This is a genomic window from Caulobacter rhizosphaerae (assembly GCF_010977555.1).
GTDB lineage: Bacteria > Pseudomonadota > Alphaproteobacteria > Caulobacterales > Caulobacteraceae > Caulobacter > Caulobacter rhizosphaerae.
Genome location: NZ_CP048815.1, coordinates 3659066 through 3678222 on the forward strand (window position 1 = coordinate 3659066; position 19157 = coordinate 3678222).

At 69.3% G+C, this 19157-nt stretch carries 22 protein-coding genes and 1 pseudogene; 10 read left to right on the top strand and 13 right to left on the bottom strand.

Annotated features, from left to right (window positions below; translation table 11 throughout):
* Positions 1-127 precede the first annotated feature (127 nt).
* Complete coding sequence (locus tag G3M57_RS16735; RefSeq protein WP_163231836.1) at positions 128-454, bottom strand: hypothetical protein; 327 nt, start codon at positions 452-454, stop codon at positions 128-130.
* Positions 455-480: 26 nt separating this feature from the next.
* On the opposite strand from G3M57_RS16735, the gene G3M57_RS16740 reads away from it, so the two are divergent.
* Positions 481-891, top strand: coding sequence for a TIGR01244 family sulfur transferase (locus G3M57_RS16740; RefSeq protein WP_163231838.1), 411 nt, complete (start codon positions 481-483; stop codon positions 889-891).
* Positions 892-916: 25 nt separating this feature from the next.
* Here the strand turns inward: G3M57_RS16740 and G3M57_RS16745 are convergent, their stop codons facing one another.
* Entirely contained in the window at positions 917-1069 is a 153-nt protein-coding gene (locus tag G3M57_RS16745; RefSeq protein WP_156402155.1) for a hypothetical protein, read from the bottom strand.
* Positions 1070-1152: 83 nt separating this feature from the next.
* On the opposite strand from G3M57_RS16745, the gene G3M57_RS16750 reads away from it, so the two are divergent.
* Positions 1153-2046: an MBL fold metallo-hydrolase gene (locus G3M57_RS16750; protein WP_163231840.1), complete on the top strand. Its 894-nt coding sequence runs from the start codon at positions 1153-1155 to the stop codon at positions 2044-2046.
* A gap of 24 nt (positions 2047-2070) precedes the next feature.
* Here G3M57_RS16750 and G3M57_RS16755 read toward each other — a convergent pair whose 3' ends face one another.
* Positions 2071-4431, bottom strand: coding sequence for a long-chain-fatty-acid--CoA ligase (locus G3M57_RS16755; protein WP_230983652.1), 2361 nt, complete (start codon positions 4429-4431; stop codon positions 2071-2073).
* A gap of 203 nt (positions 4432-4634) precedes the next feature.
* Here G3M57_RS16755 and G3M57_RS16760 point away from each other — a divergent pair, with 203 nt between their 5' ends.
* Entirely contained in the window at positions 4635-6404 is a 1770-nt protein-coding gene (locus G3M57_RS16760) for an ATP-binding protein (RefSeq protein ID WP_230983653.1), read from the top strand.
* A 384-nt stretch (positions 6405-6788) separates the two neighbouring features.
* A complete protein-coding gene (locus tag G3M57_RS16765; RefSeq protein ID WP_156402156.1) occupies positions 6789-6932 on the top strand; it encodes a hypothetical protein in 144 nt (47 codons plus the stop codon).
* A gap of 229 nt (positions 6933-7161) precedes the next feature.
* Here the strand turns inward: G3M57_RS16765 and G3M57_RS16770 are convergent, their stop codons facing one another.
* The 5 genes from G3M57_RS16770 to G3M57_RS16785 form a co-directional block, all read right to left on the bottom strand.
* Positions 7162-7386 (bottom strand): hypothetical protein, encoded by a 225-nt coding sequence (locus G3M57_RS16770; RefSeq protein WP_163231842.1) that lies wholly within the window; start codon positions 7384-7386, stop codon positions 7162-7164.
* Positions 7387-7517: 131 nt separating this feature from the next.
* A complete protein-coding gene (locus G3M57_RS27755) occupies positions 7518-7646 on the bottom strand; it encodes a hypothetical protein (protein ID WP_255355551.1) in 129 nt (42 codons plus the stop codon).
* Between the two features lie 53 nt (positions 7647-7699).
* Positions 7700-7942, bottom strand: coding sequence for a DUF6894 family protein (locus tag G3M57_RS16775; protein WP_056762647.1), 243 nt, complete (start codon positions 7940-7942; stop codon positions 7700-7702).
* Positions 7943-8163: 221 nt separating this feature from the next.
* Positions 8164-8343 (bottom strand): ExbD/TolR family protein, encoded by a 180-nt coding sequence (locus G3M57_RS16780; protein ID WP_163231844.1) that lies wholly within the window; start codon positions 8341-8343, stop codon positions 8164-8166.
* Between the two features lie 187 nt (positions 8344-8530).
* Positions 8531-10030, bottom strand: coding sequence for a bifunctional aminoglycoside phosphotransferase/ATP-binding protein (locus tag G3M57_RS16785; RefSeq protein ID WP_163231846.1), 1500 nt, complete (start codon positions 10028-10030; stop codon positions 8531-8533).
* Positions 10031-10171: 141 nt separating this feature from the next.
* Between G3M57_RS16785 and G3M57_RS16790 the strand changes: the two genes are divergently transcribed.
* On the top strand, positions 10172-10789 hold the full coding sequence (locus tag G3M57_RS16790) for a TetR/AcrR family transcriptional regulator (RefSeq protein ID WP_056762649.1): 618 nt from the start codon (positions 10172-10174) through the stop codon (positions 10787-10789).
* On the opposite strand, the gene pdxH is transcribed toward G3M57_RS16790, so the two are convergent.
* Positions 10786-11451, bottom strand: coding sequence for a pyridoxamine 5'-phosphate oxidase (gene pdxH, locus G3M57_RS16795; RefSeq protein ID WP_056762933.1), 666 nt, complete (start codon positions 11449-11451; stop codon positions 10786-10788). The genes G3M57_RS16790 and pdxH overlap by 4 nt on opposite strands.
* A 91-nt stretch (positions 11452-11542) precedes the next feature.
* Between pdxH and G3M57_RS16800 the strand changes: the two genes are divergently transcribed.
* The 5 genes from G3M57_RS16800 to G3M57_RS16820 all read left to right on the top strand — a co-directional run bounded on the left by G3M57_RS16800 (position 11543) and on the right by G3M57_RS16820 (position 14146).
* The gene (locus tag G3M57_RS16800; protein ID WP_163231848.1) at positions 11543-11884 is read left to right on the top strand and encodes a hypothetical protein; all 342 of its coding nucleotides are present in this window, start codon (positions 11543-11545) and stop codon (positions 11882-11884) included.
* Between the two features lie 40 nt (positions 11885-11924).
* On the top strand, positions 11925-12626 hold the full coding sequence (locus tag G3M57_RS16805) for a DnaJ domain-containing protein (RefSeq protein ID WP_163231850.1): 702 nt from the start codon (positions 11925-11927) through the stop codon (positions 12624-12626).
* 71 nt (positions 12627-12697) lie between these two features.
* Positions 12698-13174, top strand: a complete 477-nt coding sequence (locus G3M57_RS16810; RefSeq protein WP_163231852.1) for an ester cyclase — start codon at positions 12698-12700, stop codon at positions 13172-13174.
* A 109-nt stretch (positions 13175-13283) separates the two neighbouring features.
* On the top strand, positions 13284-13700 hold the full coding sequence (locus tag G3M57_RS16815; RefSeq protein WP_028041592.1) for an organic hydroperoxide resistance protein: 417 nt from the start codon (positions 13284-13286) through the stop codon (positions 13698-13700).
* On the top strand, positions 13697-14146 hold the full coding sequence (locus G3M57_RS16820) for a MarR family winged helix-turn-helix transcriptional regulator (protein WP_163231854.1): 450 nt from the start codon (positions 13697-13699) through the stop codon (positions 14144-14146). Before G3M57_RS16815 ends, G3M57_RS16820 begins: the two co-directional genes overlap by 4 nt.
* 35 nt (positions 14147-14181) lie before the next feature.
* Here G3M57_RS16820 and G3M57_RS27985 read toward each other — a convergent pair.
* From G3M57_RS27985 to G3M57_RS16835, 4 genes and pseudogenes are all read right to left on the bottom strand, one after another.
* Positions 14182-14300: pseudogene (locus tag G3M57_RS27985) on the bottom strand (hypothetical protein); the annotation flags it as partial.
* A gap of 6 nt (positions 14301-14306) precedes the next feature.
* Positions 14307-14465: a hypothetical protein gene (locus G3M57_RS16825; protein ID WP_163231856.1), complete on the bottom strand. Its 159-nt coding sequence runs from the start codon at positions 14463-14465 to the stop codon at positions 14307-14309.
* Between the two features lie 176 nt (positions 14466-14641).
* Positions 14642-16582 (bottom strand): sialate O-acetylesterase, encoded by a 1941-nt coding sequence (locus tag G3M57_RS16830; RefSeq protein ID WP_163231858.1) that lies wholly within the window; start codon positions 16580-16582, stop codon positions 14642-14644.
* Between the two features lie 55 nt (positions 16583-16637).
* Positions 16638-19103, bottom strand: coding sequence for a glycoside hydrolase family 3 protein (locus G3M57_RS16835; RefSeq protein WP_163233768.1), 2466 nt, complete (start codon positions 19101-19103; stop codon positions 16638-16640).
* Between the last annotated feature and the right edge of the window lie 54 nt (positions 19104-19157).

The window sequence follows — 19157 nt, forward strand, 5'->3', positions numbered from 1 at the left end:
TCCCCGGTTGCACGGACGTTAGGAGGCGTGCCGCGCGCCGGTCAATTCCCATTACCGATCCGTAATAACATCGCCTTAGGCTGTCGCATTATCGCAACACGATCGCCTCATTTCCGACGAACGCCGCTCAGATCTTCCACAAACTGGCGGATAACGCGGGTCTCATCCCCCGTATCCTGTTGGGCTGAAAGGCAAATTCCACCCGCGACGGGCGGGCGGCGGCAAGCGCCGGGCGGAGGGACGACCTGGCGGTAAGAACACCCCAGGCGAGGTTGACTTTCGAGAAAAAGCCCCACGAAACTGCTTCGGTAACGGTATCGAATGCCGAACACTGACGATGCTTGGGAGATTTTCCCGCTGCATCGCTCAAATTTCCGACACATTTCGCCGCGACCGACCGTTGCATGGGCGCCCGAGTGTCGGGATGATGCGCCGTCGTTTCGGCGACGTCCATGCCACCCTCCACGAGTGACCAAACCCATGACCGCATTTCGACGCGTAACCGACTCGCTTTCGGTCAGTCCCCAGATCGCGGTCGACGACCTGGACCGCGCCGCCGGCGAAGGCTTCGTGCTGGTGATCAACAACCGCCCCGACGACGAGGAGCCGGGCCAGCCGTCGAGCGCCCAGATCGAGGCGGCGGCCCGGGCGGCGGGCCTGGACTATCTGCATGTTCCGGTGCGCGGCGGACCGACTCCCGACCAGGTCGAGGCGGTGCGGCGGGCGGTCGAGGACGCGGAAGGGCCGGTCCTGGCCTTCTGCCGTTCGGGCACGCGCTCGATCGTCACCTGGTCCCTGGGCCAGGCGGCCTCGGGCGCGGCCGATCGCGCCACCCTGATGCGCCAGGGCGCGGAAGCCGGCTACGACCTGTCGGGCGTGCTTGGGGCCTAGGGCGGGCCGTGCGCCTGCCGGGCCGCTAGTAGCGATGGCTCAGGGCGACCCGGGCCGCCATCGGCGACGGCTCGGGCTCGCAGCTGGCCAGCACGAACTGGGCCGCGATGAGACACAGGATGGCGAACGCCGGGCGCTGGAGCCGTTTTGAGACAAAAATCGCTGCGTCGGCGGTCATGATCCGTACTCCGGGAGATTAACGGGTCGTTTACCGCAAATCCGGCGCCGCGTTTCTCCCCGCCATCCTCCCAGGAAGCCGCCATGATCCCCTTCGTCCGCGAGATCGAGTTCGAATATGGCCGCTGCGACCAGGTCTCGCCGTCCATCCGCCGGGTGATCGCCGACAATCCGGGGCCCTTCACCTATGTCGGCACTGGAACCTACATCGTCGGCCGCGGGACCGTGGCGGTGATCGATCCGGGTCCGGACCTCGACAGCCACCTCCAGGCGCTGCTGGCGGCGCTGGAGGGCGAGACGGTCAGCCATATCCTGGTCACCCACCACCACAGCGACCATTCGCCCCTCGCCCGCCCGCTGCAGAGGGCGACGGGGGCGACGGTCCACGGCCGCCGCGCGCCGCACCTGGCCGAGCTGGCGCCGGGCCTGGCGCTGGAGGCCGGCGAGGACGAGGGCTTCCGGCCCGACGTCGAGATCGCCGACGGCGACCTGTTCGAAGGCCCTGGCTGGACGCTGCGGGCGGTGACCACCCCGGGCCACACCTCCAACCACGTCTGCTTCGCCCTGAAGGAGGAGAACGCCCTGTTCTCCGGCGACCACGTGATGGGCTGGTCGACCACGGTGATCACTCCGCCCGACGGCGACATGGGCGACTACTTCGCCAGCCTGGAGAAGGTGCGGGCCGAGGGCTTCGACACCCTGTGGCCCACCCACGGTTCGCCGGTCCGCGAGGCAGCGCCGTTCCTGGAGGCCTATGCCGACCACCGCCGGGCGCGCGAGGCCCAGGTGCTGGCCGCCCTGGCCCAGGGTCCGACCACGATCAAGGCCATGGTGCCGACGCTCTACGCGGCCGTCGATCCGCGGCTGCACCCGGCCGCGGCCATGTCGGTGCTGGCCCACATGCTGCTGCTGGTGAAGCAGGGCCGGGTGACGTGCGAGGGCGTGGCGGGGCTGGACAGCGCTTATCGGCTGGCCTGACCGCGCCACGGAACGCCCTCCCCGTCAGCCCGTCGGCGCGCCGCCCAGTAGATTGGCCGCGGCCATCAGGCCCAGGGTAGCGATGGTGATCGCCACGGCCAGCAGCGCCTTCTTCCAGAAGCGCGGAACACCGCCGAACGCGGCGACGAACAGGCCCAGCACGCCGGTGACGACGCCCAGCACGGCGGCCTTGGGGGCCCAGTCCAGGGTCATCCGGTCGTGGCCGAGCGCTGGCGGGAGGATCCCGAGCTTCACGCCCAGCATCCCGACCGCCACCAGCACGGCCGGAACCACGGCCACCACCAGCGCCAGGTCGAGCAGGGCCGAGGCTCCGCCGCCCCTGTCCGCCTGCGCCTTGGCCTTCCTGTCCTCTTGCGGGGCGGCGGACGGCATGGCCTGCGGCGGCGACTCGGCGACGAACACCGGCTCGGCGTGGAAGGCCTCCTCCGGCACGGGCTCGAGCGGCGGCGCGGGACCCGCGGCGTCCAGCGGCTCCAGGGGAAAGCCGTCCGCCTTACCCTCGCCTTCGACGGGCGGTTCGCCGTCCGCCTGGGCCAGGGCCTGGACGACCTGCGGCTCGGGCAGCGGCGGAGCCTCCGACAGCGGCGCCTCGGGCTCGGGCGCATAGATCCGCGCCGCCGGGGCCCCGTCGGCGGCGGCCAGGGCGGCGGCCGGCGGCTCAGGCTCGGGTTCGGGCTCCGGCTCCGCCGCGCCCTCCGCGACGCTCGCCGCGGAGAGGGCCGGCAGCACATAGTCCTTCATGCGCTGGCGGATCAGCTTCTTGTCGATCTTGCCGGTCGCGCCCAGCGGGATGTCGTCGACGAAGACCACGTCGTCGGGCGTCCACCACTTGGCGATCTTGCCATGCAGGAACGTCAGGAACTCTTCCTTGGTCGCGGTCTCGCCGTCCTTCAGCTTGACCAGCAGGATCGGCCGTTCGTCCCACTTGGGGTGCGGCACGCCGATCACCGCCGTCATCGCCGCCTTGGGATGGCCCAGGGCGATGTTCTCGATGTCGATCGTGCTGATCCACTCGCCGCCCGACTTGACCACGTCCTTGGCCCGGTCGGTGATCTGCATGAAGCCATGGTCGTCGATCGTGGCCACGTCGCCGGTGTCGAAGAAGCCCTCGTCGTCGAGGATCCTGCCGCCGGCGCCGCGGAAGTATTCGGCGGCGATGATCGGGCCCTTGATCTTCAGGTTGCCGAAGCTCTTGCCGTCGTGCGGCAGGCGCCGGCCGGCGTCGTCGGTCAGCTTCAGCTCCACGCCCAGCGGCGGCCGGCCCTGCTTGAGCCGATAGGGCATCTGCTGGTCGTAGGGCAGCTTTTCCAGTTCGTCGGTCATGACCGACAGCGTGCCCACCGGCGAGGTCTCGGTCATGCCCCAGGCGTGGACCACCTCGACGTCGTAATCGTCGTGGAAGGCGCGGATGATGTGCTCGGGACAGGCCGCCCCGCCGATCACCACCTTCTTCAGCACGGGCAGCTTGGCCCCCGTCTCCTTCAGGTGCTGCAGCAGCATCTGCCAGACCGTCGGCACGGCGGCCGAGAAGGTGACGCCCTCGCCGTCCAGCAGCTCGAAGATCGAGGCGCCGTCCATCTTCGCGCCCGGCATGACCATCTTGGCGCCGGTTCCGGGCGCCGAAAACGCCACGCCCCAGGCGTTGGCGTGGAACATCGGCACCACCGGCAGGATCACGTCCTTCTGCGACAGGCCCATCACGTCGGGCTGCAGGGTGATCAGGGTGTGCAGGACGTTGGAGCGGTGCGAATAGAGCACGCCCTTGGGGTCGCCCGTCGTGCCCGACGTGTAGCAGAGCCCGGCCGCCGTGCCCTCGTCGAACCCGCCCCAGGCGCAGTCGGCATGGTGCAGCTCGACCAGGTCCTCGAAGCACAGCAGGCCCTTGAAGTTCGGCGTCTCGCCGGTCGGGCGGAAGTCGGCGGGCATGTGGTCGCGATCGGTGAACAGCACCACGTGCTCGACGCTGGGCAGGTGCTGCAGGACGCCCGTGATGATCGGCAGGAAGGTCAGGTCGACGAAGATCACGCGGTCGCCGGCGTGGTTGGCGATCCAGGCGATCTGCTCGGGAAACAGGCGGGGGTTCAAGGTGTGGCACACCGCGCCGATCCCCATGATCCCGTACCAGGCCTCCATGTGGCGACCGGTGTTCCAGGCCAGGGTGCCCACCCGGTCGCCCGGCTTGATCCCCAGGGCCAGCAGGGCGTTGGACACCCGCTTGGCGCGCGCGTGGATCGCGGCGTAGGTGGTGCGGACGATCGGGCCCTCGACCGAGCGGGTGACCACCTCACGCGCGCCGTGCCACTGGGCGGCGTGGTCGATGATCTTGTCGACCGTCAAGGCCCCGTGCTGCATCAAGCCCTGCATCGCCGCGCGCTCCCGATCCGTTATCGTTGTTCAGGCGAGGCTAGCGGGGCCGCGTTCGCCGCGCAACGCGCCGCGCCCGGGACGCGAACCTCCCGGAGCTTGTCAGGCCGCGATGATCGGCCGCAGGTTGCGTTCACCCGAAGACCGCGCGCGATGGTTACCATGTCGCCTGGCCGACATAGCGGCGGACGAGCTGGAATCGGGTGCACAGGTTCGCCATATGGGCCGACGACCGGCTGGACGAGGTGGCGCTGGACACCCATCGCCTGCTGCCGTCACGCCTGATCCCGGCCGCCTTGACCACCGTGGCGGTGATCTTCGCCGTCGGGGCGCCCTTCGCCCTGGGCTGGCTGGCCGCCCTGGCCTGGGCCGAGGGCCTGGCCCGGCTGGCGACCCGCCGGTTCAGGCCCGGCGTGCGCGCCTCGCCCGGACTGCGGGCGGGCTTCGTTCTGGCGGCCTTGCCGATCAACCTGATCTGGTCGGCGCTGGGCGCCTTGCTGTGGTTCGCGCCCGGCCCCGAGCTGAAGATGGCGGCCGTCGCCATCTGGGCCGGCCAGATCGTCTACACCCAGAACTTCCGGCACCAGCCCGTCGCCCTGCTGGCGGTCAGCGCCATGGCGCCGATGACGAGCCTGATCGCGTTTCCGCTCTTCTTCTACGACGCCCACGGCGTGGCGGCCAATGTCGCGCGCTGGAGCCTGATCGCGGTGGTGCTGACGGCGATCAACGTGATGGCGGCCAATCGCGCCGCCGCCAACCGGCTGGACGCCCTGACCCAGAACCTGCGCGAAGAGCGCGAGCGCGCGCTGGAGGCCAATCGCGCCAAGTCCACCTTCGTGGCGGTCACCAGCCACGAGTTGCGCACGCCGATGAACGGCCTGCTGGGCATGGCCCACGCCTTGGACCGCTCCAATCTCGACGACGCCCAGCGTCGCCATGTGCGGCTGATGATCAAGTCGGGCGACAGCCTGATGCAGGTGCTCAACGACGTGCTGGACCTGTCGAAGATCGAGGCGGGCCGGGTCGACCTGGACCAGGCGGCCGTCAACCTGCACGACCTGGTCCACGCCGCGGGCGACGCCTGGCGGGACGCCGCCGCCGCGAAGGGCCTGGAATTGCGCACGGAGATCGATCCCTCGGCCCCAGCCTGGATCCTGGCCGACCCCCAGCGGATCCGCCAGGTGCTGATGAACCTGATCTCCAACGGCCTGAAGTTCACCAGCCAGGGCGGCCTCACGATCCAGTTGTCGGCGTCGGAGCCGGGCCTGGCGGACGAGGCGCGGGAGGTTCGGCTGAGAGTGGTCGACACGGGAGCCGGGATCGACGCCCAGGTCCACGACCGCATCTTCGAAAGCTTCACCCAGGCGGACAACGCCGTCTCGCGCAGCCACGGCGGCACCGGCCTGGGCCTGACCATCTCCCGCGCCCTGGCCCGCCAGATGGGCGGTGACCTGGTCCTGGAAAGCGGCGTCGGCGGCGCGGCGTTCCTCTTCACCCTGCGCGCGGTCCCCATCGCCGCTCCCGCCGCGCCGCCCGAGGCCGCCGAAGACCAGGACGGGCCAGATCTCGGCGACCTGCGGATCCTGATGGCCGAGGACAACGCCATCAACCAGGTCGTCGTCCGCACCATGCTGGAGGCCACGGGCGTGGTCCTGACCATCGTGGACGACGGCCAGGCGGCGCTGGACGCCCTGAAGGTCGAGACGTTCGACGCGGTGCTGATGGACATCAACATGCCGGTGATGGACGGCATCACCGCCCTGGCCGCCATCCGGGCCGGCCAGGGCGGCGACCCCGCGATCCCGGTCATCGCCCTGACCGCCTCGGCCATGTCCGGCGACCGCGAGCGCTTCCTGGCCATGGGTTTCGACGACCACCTGGGCAAGCCTGTGCGGCCGATCGATCTGCTGTCGTCGATCTGCGCAGCGGTGCGGGACGAGACCGGGCGGCGCACAGAGGCGGCGCGGTCGTAGGGTTTGCTCCCCACCCGCCCCTGCCAACGCAGGGTGTCTAGACCTTGGGTCCCGGCGTTCGCCGGGATGAACGGACCAAGATGGGCGCGGCCCCATCCGCCGGGCGGATGCGGCCTTCGACAAGCAGACCCGCCGAGAGTCGCAAGCGGTGGTTGGCGGACCTCAGCTGTCCGGACTCGACAGGGGCTGAATGTACCCACCATTCTTCAGCCGGGTTAGAAACATAGCCGTCCACTCATTATCGGTGTCGGTCAAAGCGGTCCAAATCGGCCAACTCGGCGCAGCTTCAATCCTATGAAGGATTGTCCAATTCAGCCCAAAGGCAGTGTCGCCTGATGGCGGCAAAAGCGACAACAGTGCTCTGACATCGTCTTCAGAGAGTGGTTGAAGGAGCTGATCGAGAAGATCCGCCGCCGCTTTGAGAGGATCTTCGTCCAGGCTGTCATCGAGCGTTGGTGCGATGGCTACGAGCTGTCTAACTGCATCCTGCATCGCAAATCCTCACGCGCCTTTTTCTGGAGAACTTAGTCCGCGGGAGATCATCGGCAAGCGTACCTTCCGCGTGTCCGAGACGGGTGGATGTCGGACCCAAGGCGCTCCCAACTCACGTCGGGAGCGCCCGGTCGTTTATCTCGGGGGGCGAAGCCGTAGTAACGCCCGCTTTAGGACGCGACGCTCGCTTTATAGCAGATTTAGCGAGCTTCGGAGATGGGTGGATTGCAGAAGTAGGGGTTTCAAGAGACTACCAACGCCGGCTTCAATCTCCGTAGAGTTTGCGACGCAAGTCTGGGTAACGTTCACCTATATGGTAGGTGATCTCCCCGAGCATCTCGCCTCGGATAGCGCCGATGCCGAGCCTATAGGCTTTCCACTCATCTTCAGGAATGCGATCCCGGAGCCTGATAAGAGAATCGTTCAGTTCTTGAGCGATTTTCTGCATCAACTCTAAGACCTCGGTTGCCACTTCATGCTCTGAAAACATCGGCCCTCCAAATCCCAGCTGCGAAATCAAAAGTGAGCGAGACGCACTTAAGGGGCGGCTAAAGTCCGACTAGGGTCGATCCTTGCCACTAGCGCCTGCGCGGAAGGCGGACCTTGGGGCGCGCTGCGGATCTAGGCGAGCAGAGCCACGGCGGTCGCGGCGCCGCCGATGATCAGCGCCCATGCCGAGCAGAACGCCAGCGTCGGGTGGATCTGCCACCATTGGGGGCGACGTACGCCCTTGGCCGTTTTCAGCGTCATGCCTGGTCTCCGTAATTGACCTTTAGACAACTCGGGATCGGCGGGATGGTTCGCTAGGCGGGCGAGGCCGCGCCAGGACGCACAATGGCGATGTCGATGGTGGCGACCAGGTCCTTCTGCTCGTCCAGGATCTCGACCTTCAAGATGCCGTCGCGCAGGAAGGTGTCCGGGTTGTCGCGTAACCACTCCGCGGCGATCAGGGCCGCTTCGCGTTCGGCCGCGGCCGTGTCCGAGATGTCGACGCCCTGGTTGTCGTCGTAGATCTCACCGTCCGTCAGCTTGAAGAAGTACCGCATGTCCTACCCTCCGAGCGAGTGTAGGTAGCCAAAGACCGAACGCGATAATCCGGTTCCCCGTGCGCGGGGAGTTGCGAGCTGTCCGCCCTTCAGTCGCTTGCCTCGCATGCGAGGCGCGCCGAGGGTTTCGTGATGTGACGCACGGCGGAACCGAGAGGCGCTGCATCACGCGCGTCTGCTCATCACCTCCAGCTGACATATGAAAACGTCCGCTTTTCGCGCTAGCTGTCGGCGCTATCCTCGCCGTCGTTTTCAGCTTCACGGAGTACGGCGGTAAGCTCGGATAGGAGCTGATCGAGATCGACGGGCTCGCCATCCACCGTAGCGGCCACGTTTCCACTGGCGTCTATCGCAATGACCACTGGCTTGGGGTGTTCCGGCTCAGAGGGCGGCTTGCTCATCCGACGACCATACTCGCCCGTGGTCCTCGCCGCCACGGCGGTACGGAAGCCCCAAGTGGGCGTCGCCAACGTCTGACTGGCTCGAAATTCACCCTACTCTTCACGCCAACGAGCCGACCTTCAGGATCACGGCGCCCGAATTTCGCCGGGCCCGCGGAGAACGCCGGCGGCGATGACGCCGCCGTCCCTACCCCATCGTCTCCGCCAGCGCCCGCGCCTCGTCCTCGAAGGCGCTGACCGTGTCGACGCGGCGCCAGGTGATCTCGCCGGTGTCGCGGGTCAGCTGGCTTTCCAGCACGGCCACGTCGGCGTCGGAGGCGTCGTTGACGCGGGCGGCGACGCGGGCGCGCAGCACTTCGGGCGGGGCTTCCAGCCAGACGCCCTGGAACGCCACGTCGGCCTGCTTGGCCAGGGCCTCGGCGCGGGCCCGCTGCTCGGGCTTGAGGAACACCGCGTCGACCACCACCGAGCGGCCCGAGGCCAGGGTCAGGGCGGCGTCGCGGAACAGCTCGCCATAGACCCGCTCGCTCATCTCCGGCGTATAGGCCTCCTTGGGCAGGCGCTGCAGCGAGGGCACGCCGCACAGGCGCTTGCGGATCTCGTCGGTGCGCAGGACCACCGCCCCGGGGGCCGTCCCCAGGCCGGGCGCGCAAACCCGGGCGAAGGTCGACTTGCCCGAGCCCGAGAAGCCGCCGGTGGCCACCAGGCTGACCGGCCGGGGGGCCAGGTGCTCCAGCGCGGTGGCCAGGTAGGCCCGCGCCGCCTCGTCGTCATTGCTGTAGGCCCAGACGTGGGTGCGCACCGCGGCGCGGACGCTGAGCATCAGCGGCAGGGCCGCGAGGCCCGTCCACAGGCCCTCGCCGAACGTGCGGGCGGCCTCGTCCAGATAGGCGTTCAGCACCCGGCCGGCGGCGTCCCGGCGACGGCGGAAGTCCAGGTCCATCAGCAGGAAGGCCAGGTCGTACTGGATGTCGATGTCCGACAGCGAGTCGTTGAACTCGATGCAGTCGAACAGGATCGGCTTGCCGTCCTCCACCAGGATGTTGCCCAGGTGCAGGTCGCCGTGGCAGTGGCGGGCGAAGCCCTGCCCGGCCCGTTCGTTCAGCAGCGGGCCCAGGCGCTCCAGCGCCAGGTCGGTCTCGGCGATCAGCCGCTCGACGGCCTGGGCGCCGAGCCGCGGGGCCAGGCCGCGCAGCAGGTTGGCGTTGGAGGCGATGGTGTAGCCCAGGGCCCCTACCCCGCCGCCTTGCGGCCGCAGCGGCGCGCCGGCGTGGAACTGGGCGATGGTGCGGCCCAGCGATTCCTCCAGCGCGTCGTCGATGGCCCAGGGCTGAACAGCCAACACGCCCTGCTCGTCGAAGCGGCGCATCTCCAACAGGTACTCGACGATCTCGCCGGGACCGTCCATCTCGACCCCGCCGTCCTGGGTGCGGGTCAGGCGGCGCACGGCGCGATAGATGTCGGGCGCGGCGGCGCGATTGAAGCTCAGCTCGCGCTCCAGCGACCAGCGGCGCAGCTCCAGGGTGGAGTAATCCAGAAAGCCGAAATTGACCGGGCGCTTGACCTTCCACGCGGCCTCGCCGACCAGAAACACGCGGGCGCAGGAGGTCTCGATCACCCGATCGGCCCGCTCGCCCATCCAGGCGGCCACTTCCTGCTCGCGAACCGTCTCCGCGTCCTTGATCACGCCCAAACCCCGTCAACGGCGCCCGATGTCCGGGCGCGGGCGTCCCCATAGCGGAAAGTTCCAGCCGCGTCGCGTGCGGCGGCTTGCTTGCTCTTTGGTTGAGCGCCTATGGTTGCTTGAACCTTGACTAGAGTCGCACCCATGCTGATCGGCGCCGTCGTCAATCGATCCGAACGCAAGAAGACCGAGATCCTGGCGGCCGCGCGCGGGGTGTTCCTTCGGGAAGGCTATGCCGCCGCCGGCATGGAGGCGGTGGCGCGGATGGCGGGGGTGTCCACCGCCACCCTCTACGCCTACTTCCCCAGCAAGGCCAAGCTGTTCGAAATCATCGTCCACGACGCCGTCCAGCACATGGCCGAGCCCGTTCGGGCCAGCGCCCGGGCGAAGGGCGACGCCCGCGTCCGCCTGACCAGCCTGGCCCTGGCCTACGCCGCCTTGATGTCGCAGCCCGCCACGCGGGCGATGTTCCGGATGATCGCCAGCGAACGCCGGCGCTTCGAGGCGTTGGCCGACCACGCTCTCCAGGGCGCACACAAGGCCTTGGGCGGCACGGCGATCGCGCTGATCGAAGACCTGGTGGCGTCCGGCGAACTGGCGACGGATCGCCCCGCCGGGGCCGCTGGCCAGCTGCTTGGCATGCTGGACCACGCCACCCTGATGCTGGGCCTGGCGGCCGGCGACGAGGTCCGGCCGGCCCGGCCGCTGCCGGATATCGCGAACGAGGCGGTCGAGACGTTCCTGGCGCGGTACGGCGTCTAGGGGAACAGCCGCTTCGTCGCCCAGCCCTCGCCGGCCCGTTCGTAGACCAGGCGCTCGTGCAGGCGGAACGGCCGGTCGCGCCAGAACTCGATGACCTGGGGAACGACGCGATAGCCCGACCAGTGAGGCGGGCGCGGCACCTTGCCGATGCCGAACTTCAGCGCCATCTCGGCCACCCGGCGCTCCAGGGCCAGGCGGTCGGGCAGCGGCCGCGACTGGTCGCTGGCCCAGGCGCCCAGCTGGCTGTGGCGGGCGCGGCTGGCGAAGTAGGCGTCGGCCTCGGCTTCGCTGACCGGCTCGACCGCGCCGCGCACCCGCACCTGGCGGCGCAAAGACTTCCAGTGGAAGAGCAGCGCGGCCTTGGGCTGGCCCGACAGCTCCACGCCCTTGGCGCTGTGGGTGTTGGTGTAGAAGACGAAGCCCCGGGCGTCGACGCTCTTGAGCAGCACCATGCGCGAGTCCGGCAGGCCGTCGGCGTCGACGGTCGACACGGCCACGGCGTTGGGATCGTTCGGCTCGCCCTTGCCGGCCTCGGCCAGCCAGTCCTCGAACAGGCGGATGGGGTCGCCCTCCGGCAGCAGCGGCGGCGGCGTGGCCTCGGTCACCTGGCGGACATAGTCGTCCTCGGACGGCGAGGCGGGGATCAGGGGCGCGTCGGTCATGGGATGGATATAGGACACAGCGGAGCGGCGGGCCACGCTTGACGCGGATGGCCGGTCGCGCGCATCTGCCGCGCGACATGAAGGACACCCCATGAAACTCGGCACGCGGGCGCGACTGACCTGGCTTCCCCTGGCGCTGTGGTGCGCGGCCGGCCTGTGGATCGGCTATGTCGAGGCGGTCAAGTGGAAGGGCGACGACGTCCAGGACTGGATCGTCCTGGCGGCCGGCGGCCTGTTCCTGTTCGCGGCCGGGGCCTGGAACCTGTGGCGGCTGCGCGCCAAGGCGGCCGAGCGGGCGCGGGTCGAGGGAACCGAGGTCGACGAGCCGGTCACCTGGCACCGCAGGAGCGGCTCGTGGGCGGTAATCGTCTTCGTGGCCGGGGTGTTCGGCGTGTTCGGCCTGGTCTGGCTGCTGAGCGGCCAGATTCGTTAACTTAACGCCCCGTTGACCAAACGGCGGCAGGGTCGGCGGCATGATCGCCGGCTCGTCTTCCGTTCTCAGCCTCCAGGCCGCCCGGGCCATCCTCGGCGTGGCGCCCGGCGCGGATGAGCGCGAGTTGCGGGCCGCCTATCGCGAGGCCGCCAAGCGCGCCCACCCCGACCGTCCCGGCGGCGACGCGGCCCTGTTCCGCGACGTGCTGGCCGCCTATCGCCTGCTGCAGGACGCCCCGGCCCGCCCGATCCACTTCCCGCCCGCGGTCGCCGAACCGGCCCGGGTCGAGCAGGCGACCTTGCAGGTCGACGCCGCCCTGGCCTTCGCCGGCGGCTGCCTGGACCTGGCGCTGGACGCCCGCAAGCTGCGCCTGACCCTGCCCGCCGGCCTGCGCGACGGCGACAAGGTGCGGGTCGAGAACGTCACCTTCCGCGTCGTGCACAAGCATGATCCCGACGCCCTGGTGCGCGGCGACGACCTGTGGCTGACCGCGCGGCTGGACGCCCGCGCCCTGGCCGAAGGCGGCCGGATCGAGGTCACCACCGCCCTGGGCCCGCGTCTGGTGTGGATCTCGACCAAGGCCGCCGCCCGCGGCCTGGTGCGCCTGCCCGGCCAAGGCCTCCCGGCCCGCGGCCCGCACCGGGCCGGCGACCTGTTCCTGCGCCTGGAAGCTCTCGGCGACAGCGCCGAAAGCGCCGCCCGCTCGCAGCTGAAGCGCTTCGCGGCCGCCTGGGCGGCGTAGAGGCTTCCCAAGCCGGGGCCTGACGGTTCTACTGTCTTCGACGCCGCCGAAGAGCGACGGGAGGAGCGATCATGACCCAGGACGAACTGCGCGCCCGGCGCGAGACGATCGTGCGCGAGCACATGGCCGACGAGATCGACCACGCCTGGGACAGGGTGTTGGCGACCTTCCCCCACCCCCACTACGAGATCATCGCCACCGGCGCAGTCCACGACGGCCGGCCTGAGGTCGAGCGCTATTACAGAAGCTCACGCCAGACCTTTCCCGACCAGCGCAACACCCTGCTCTCCCTGCGTCATATCGACGACGGGATCGTGGTGGAATTCATCCTCGAAGGCACGCAGTTGGGTCCCCTCGGCCCCCTGCCCGCCACCGGCCGCCCGTTCAGTTGCCAGATGGCCGCCTTCTTCCTGTTCGAAGGCGAGACCCTGGTCTGCGAACGGATCTATTCCGACACGCTGAGCATCGTGCGGCAGTTGCTCGGCGACCTCACGACGATGGAGGCGCTGGGGGCGTTGGTCAGCGCCGCGAAGGCTCCAGCCGGGTAGCGCGGCCAATCCGATAGATCGCGCGCGATAAAAAACTTCACTGCGCCCCTTGTGATTATATCGTGCACGATTAAATCGTTCACATCGAATAACGCCAAGGAGGCATCCGATGTCCACTCTCTATCAAACCCGCGCCACGGCCACCGGCGGCCGCGAAGGCAAGGCCCGCAGCGACGACGGCCTGCTGGATGTGCAGCTGGCCCTGCCCAAGGCGCTGGGCGGCAACGGCCAGGGGACCAATCCCGAGCAGCTGTTCGCGGCCGGCTACGCCGCCTGCTTCCAAAGCGCCATGGCCTTCGTGGCCCGCCAGCAGAAGATCGGCCTGACCGGCTCGACCGTGACCGGCGTCGTCGGTCTGGCCCCGCTGGAGGTCGGTTTCAAGCTGGAGGTCGCGCTGGAGGTCGAAACCCAGGGCCTGACCCAGGACGAGGCTGAAGCCCTGGTTGCGACGGCGCACAAGGTCTGTCCCTATTCCAACGCCACGCGCGGCAATGTCGACGTCGCGATCACCACAAGGGCCGCATGAGCGCCAAGACCGACAAGACGAGCGGCGAACCGGTCGAGGCCCTGCGCCTCGACCGCCAGCTGTGCTTCGCCCTCTACGGGGCCGCCAACCGGGTGACCCGGCTCTACCGGCCGATGCTGGAGGCCCTGGGCCTGACCTATCCGCAGTACCTGGCCATGCTGGTGCTGTGGGAGGCCAGCCCTCGCACCGTCGGCGCCCTGGGCGAGGCGCTGGACCTGGAGTCCAGCACCCTGACCCCGCTGCTCAAGCGCCTGGAGGCCCAGGGCCTGGTGGCGCGGACCCGCGATCCTGAGGACGAGCGCCGGGTGGTCGTCACCCTCACCGAGGCCGGGGCCGCCCTGCGCGACAAGGCCAGGGCCGTGCCCGAGCAGCTGTTCTGCAAGCTGAACCTCCAGCTGGATGAGCTGGGCGACCTGCGCGAGCGGCTCAAGGCGCTGGCGGTCTAGGGTCTGGGGGCCGTTAGGCGTTCGACGCCGGGGCGCCGCCCTCGTCCTTCGACAGGCTCAGGATGAGGGCTATTGGCAAGGCGGTTGAGCGGAATTCCTCATCCTGAGCTTGTCGAAGGACGAGGAATTCGGCCCAAGAACCGGCAACTGTCAAAAGACCCTAATCCTCGTCCCTGGCGACGAAGCCGTAAGGCTCGGCCGGCGGCAGGCAGGTGACCAGGATCCGCGCCGTCAGGCCCGGCTCGGCGACGACCGGCGGCTGCTCGCCGAACACGGCTTCCCATAGCTTGGCCAGTTCCTGATATGCAGCGTCGGGCAATCGGCGGTCTCCTCGACGCAACACAATGCCGCCGCCCGCCAAGGGTTGCTGGTTAACGGCGCGCCCTCGCCGACCGACAAGCTCGGGATGAGGTTTTCTACACACCGTGCCTAAAGCACGGTCATCCCGAGGTTTGTCGCAGACCAAGGACCAGGGATGGCCGAGCTCGATCCGCTCTACGGCGTGATCGCCAGTTCGAACGGCGTCGCCGGCAGGCCGGTCGCGCCATAGAGGTTGAGGATCGGGCTGTCGGCCCAGGCGAAGCGGACCTTGACCGGCGCGAAACCGGCCGGGATCGCCAGCGAGACCTGGTCGCCGGCCAGGACCGCGTCGGCGAAGCGGCAGACGCCGCCCGCGTCGCACAGCTCGAACCCGACCGGCCGGACGTCAGCCTGCACCACCGCCGGCTGGTCCAGCCGCACGACCACCGCCGCGCCGGTCCGCATGGCCGACAGCGGCGCAGGCCCTGCGGCGACCAGGGTCGTCTCGCCATAGGCCAGCTTTCGCGCCTGCAGGGCCAGGCGATGGCCGACCTGCTGCTTGTTGGCCGGATGGATGTCGTAGATGTCGCCGATGTCGACGGCCGAGGCGAGGCCGACCTTGGGATCGGCGGCGGCCACGCGGCGCTCGGCGTCGCGCACCCCGGCCCAGCCCGATTCCACCGGACGGGTCTGACGCGGCCCGAAATCGGCCAACTGCACCACAAGGAACGGCAGGTCCGGCCCGCCGAACGACTGGCGCCAGTCGCCGACCAGGGCGGCCAGCAGGCGCCGGTAGTTCTGGGGCTCGGCGACGTTGGCCTCGCCCTGATACCAGGCGAAGCCTTTCAGGCCGTACGGCGCGAGCGGCGCGATCATGCCGTTGCGCAGGGTCGACAGGCCGCTGGCCCCCACCCACGGCGGCGTCGGCGGCACGCCGCTCTGGGCGACGGTGGACGAGACCTTGTAGCGCCAGCGGGCGCCCAGGGGCGCGAACGACCCGTCGTCGAACCTCAACCCCTTCTCGGCGGCCGGGCCCCACGCCCCGCCGCCGCCGCCGGTGTCGATGGCCCGCACCGCGACCACATTGGGTCCCGCCTTCAGCACGCCCGGCGCGATCTTGTACGCCCGCGGCTTGTCCCAGCCCTGGGTCGAGCCCACCTGGCGCCCGTTGACGAACGTGATGTCGAGGTCGTCGACCGGCCCCAGGGCCAGGACAGCGCCCTGCTTGGCCTGCTTGGCGGTCAGGACGATCGTGGCCCGCAGCCAGATCGTTCCGTCGAAGCTCTCCAGCCCGGGATTGGTTTCCCAGAGCTTTTCGGCCGGCATGGTCTTCCAGTCGCGGTCGTCGAAGTCCGGCCGGCTCCAGGCCGCGGCCTGCGGCTCGGCCTTGGCGGCCCAGCGGTCGAACTGGGCGATCCAGCGGGCCATGCCGGCTTCCGGCGACTTGGCGTAATCGGCCAGGATGGCCAACCCCTCTTCATAGTCGCCCAGGGCGTGCAGGCCGTCGCGGCTGATCCAGTCCTGGATCACCGATCCGCCCCAGGTGGCGTCGATCAGGCCGACCGGAACCCCGGTGGTCTTCTTGATCTCGCGCCCCATGAAGAAGCAGGCGGCGCTGAAGTTGTTGGCCGATTCCGGCGTGGCCGGACGCCAGGCCGCCTCCCTGGGCAGGGCCGTCGTCGGCTCGGGCAGGCTGACCCGGCCGGTCTGCAGCAGGCGGATGTTCGGGTCGGCCGAATTGGCCGCCTCGGCCTCGCCGCCCAGGGACCGGCGCAGCGGGTATTCCATGTTCGACTGGCCCGAGCACAGCCAGACGTCGCCGACCAGCAGGTCCGAGATCGTCTGGCGCTCGCCGCCGGCCTGGACCGTCAGGGTCAGGGGCTCGCCCGGCTCCCGGGCCGGCAGGGTCGCGGACCAGCGCCCCTGGGCGTCGGCCGTGGCGCTGGCCTGGGCCTCGCCCAGCGTCAGCTCGACCGCCTCGCCGGCCTTGGCCGCGCCCCACACCCGGATGGGCTGGCCGCGCTGCAGGACGGCGTGGTCGGTGAACACCGGGGCCAGCAGCGGGGCGGCCGCAGCGGCCCCGGCCATGGTCGTCAGGGCGGTGGCGGCCAGCAGGCCAAGGATCTTCGAGCGCATGGATTCCAACCCTAAAGTCCGCTCATCCCGGCTTTCGCCGGGACGAACGGCGTTGTTATTGAGCCTTGGCCGGACAGACCGCGCCGGCCGGATCCGTCGTCAGCTTCACGCCCTGCAGCGAGACCACCAGCTTGCCGGCGGTCGACAGCTCGAACGGCGCGGTGACCTTGGTCACGTCGGTTCCCGCCGCCTGGAAGCACTTGAGCGACACCTTCAGGCTCTTCCACTCACCGACCGGCGAGGCTTCCAGCACCGGGGTGACGTCCAGCTTGCCCGCACCAATCGACAGGGCCACCGGCCCGGTCGGCTTAGCGTCGACGCGATAGTCGATCAGCAGATCGATGTCGGCGTTGGCCTGGAACGACAGGTCGAAGGCCTTGTCGGCCGCGAGGGCCGCGGTGGCCGCGGTGTCGCCGGAGAAGGTCAGCTGACGGCCGGCCTCCTGCACATTGCCGGCGTCCACGAGACGGATCTGCACACCCGTGGTCGGGGTCAGCCGGAACTCGAATGGGGCCGGCGTCTTGCCGCCGACGAAGTAGTTGCTGACATTGTCGGTGGCGATCGTGAAGCCCGGCTTCTCCGACAGCGTCCCGACCCGCACCTTGGAGGCGTAGGTCAGGCCGTAGCCGTAGGCGAACTGCGGATCGTAGTTCTTGTCGCCGCGGTTCAGGGTGAACTGGCCGGCGGTCTTAGGCCAGCTGAACGACAGCTTGCCGTGGAAGTCGGTGCGCGGCTTGCCCGCTTTGTCGCCGATCAGGACATCGGCGATCCCGCCGCCTTCCGAACCCGGCAGCCAGGCCGCCACGAACGCGTCCGACGCGTTGATCTCGGGATTGACCCACAGCGGACGGCCCGACAGGAACACGCCCACCACCGGCACGCCGGCGGCCTTGAGCTTCCTCAGCAGGGCCAGGTCGGTCTTGTTCCCGGGCTGGTATTCCAGCGTCTTGATGTCGCCCACGCCCTCGGCGTAGGGCGTCTCGCCGAACACCACGATGGCGACGTCGGGCTTCCTGTCGAACGAACCGTCGACACTGAGCGTCGCCGAGCCGCCCGAGGCCTCGACCGTCTCCTTCAGGCCCGAATAGATCGACTGGGCGTTCGGGAAGTCGGCCTTGGTGTTGCCGGTGCCCTGCCACGACAGGGTCCAGCCGCCGGCCTGCTGGCCGATGTCATCGGCGCCGGAGCCGGCCACCAGGATGTTGGCCGAGGCCTTCACCGGCAGCACGCCGTTGTTCTTCAGCAGCACCAGCGACTCGCGCACGGCCTGCCGGGCGATGGCGCGGTGCTCGGCCGAGGCCATCACCGCTTCCTTGCCTTCCAGCGGACGCGCCTGCTGGAACAGGCCCAGCTTGGCCTTCACGCGCAGGATGCGGCGCACGGCGTCGTCGATGCGGGCCATCGGGATCTCGCCCGACTTCGCCTGGGCCAGGGTGTTGGCGTACAGGTCCTTCCAGCTGTCGGGCGCCATGTACATGTCCAGGCCGGCATTGGCGGCCTGGGGGCAGTTCTTGGGCGTGCAGCCGGCCACCTGGCCGTGGCCGTTCCAGTCGCCGACCACGAAGCCGTCGAAGCCCATCCTGCCCTTCAGCACGTCGGTCAGCAGGCTCTTGTTGCCGTGCATCTTCTCGCCGTTCCAGCTGTTGAACGACGCCATGATGGTCATGGTCCCGGCGTTGATGGCCGGCACATAGCCCTGGACGTGCAGGCGGATCAGCTCGGCCTCCGAGACCTGGGTGTCGCCCTGGTCCTTGCCCAAGTGGGTGCCGCCGTCGCCGAGGAAGTGCTTGGCGCTGGCCGCCACGTGGCCCTGCTGGATCACGCCGCCCTGAGACACCGCGCCCTGCAGGCCCAGGATCATCTGGCCGGCATAGCCGCGAACGATCTGCGGATCTTCCGAATAGCCCTCGTAGGCCCGGCCCCAGCGGTCGTCGCGCGGCACGGTCAGGGTCGGGCCGAACGCCCAGTCGAAGCCGCTGGCGGCGGTTTCCTGGGCCGTGGCCGCGCCGATCTTGCGGATCAGCTCGGGGTCCCTGGTGGCGCCCAGCGCGCTGTTGTGCGGAAAGAGCGTGGCGCCGACGGCGTTGCCGTGGCCGTGCACCGAGTCGATGCCGAACATCAGCGGCACCTGCGTGCCGCCCTGGCGCTGGGCGGCGGCGTCGCGGAAGGCCTCGACCGACTTGACCCACGGCCCGATCGGCGAGCGGTCGGGGGCGCCCAGCGGCGGCGAGCTGCCGCCGGCCAGGATCGAGCCCAGGGGATAGGTCTTCAGGTCTTCCGGCTTGATCGAGGCGATGTCGGCCTGGATCATCTGGCCGATCTTTTCCTCGAGGGTCAGCTTGGCCAGCACGGAGTCGACAAAGGCCTCGGTCTGGGGATCGACCAGACCCTGGCTCTTTGCCGCGGGCCATAGGGCCGGATGAGCGGTGCTCTGGCTCTCGGCGGCCGAGGCCGCGCCGGTCAGGAGGGTGGTCGCCAGCAGCGCTGCGCAAAAGGCCTTGGTGTTCATAACTCCCCGCATCATTTATCGTTGGAACTCCGACAACGCTGTCAATTACATGTTGACGCGTTTCGG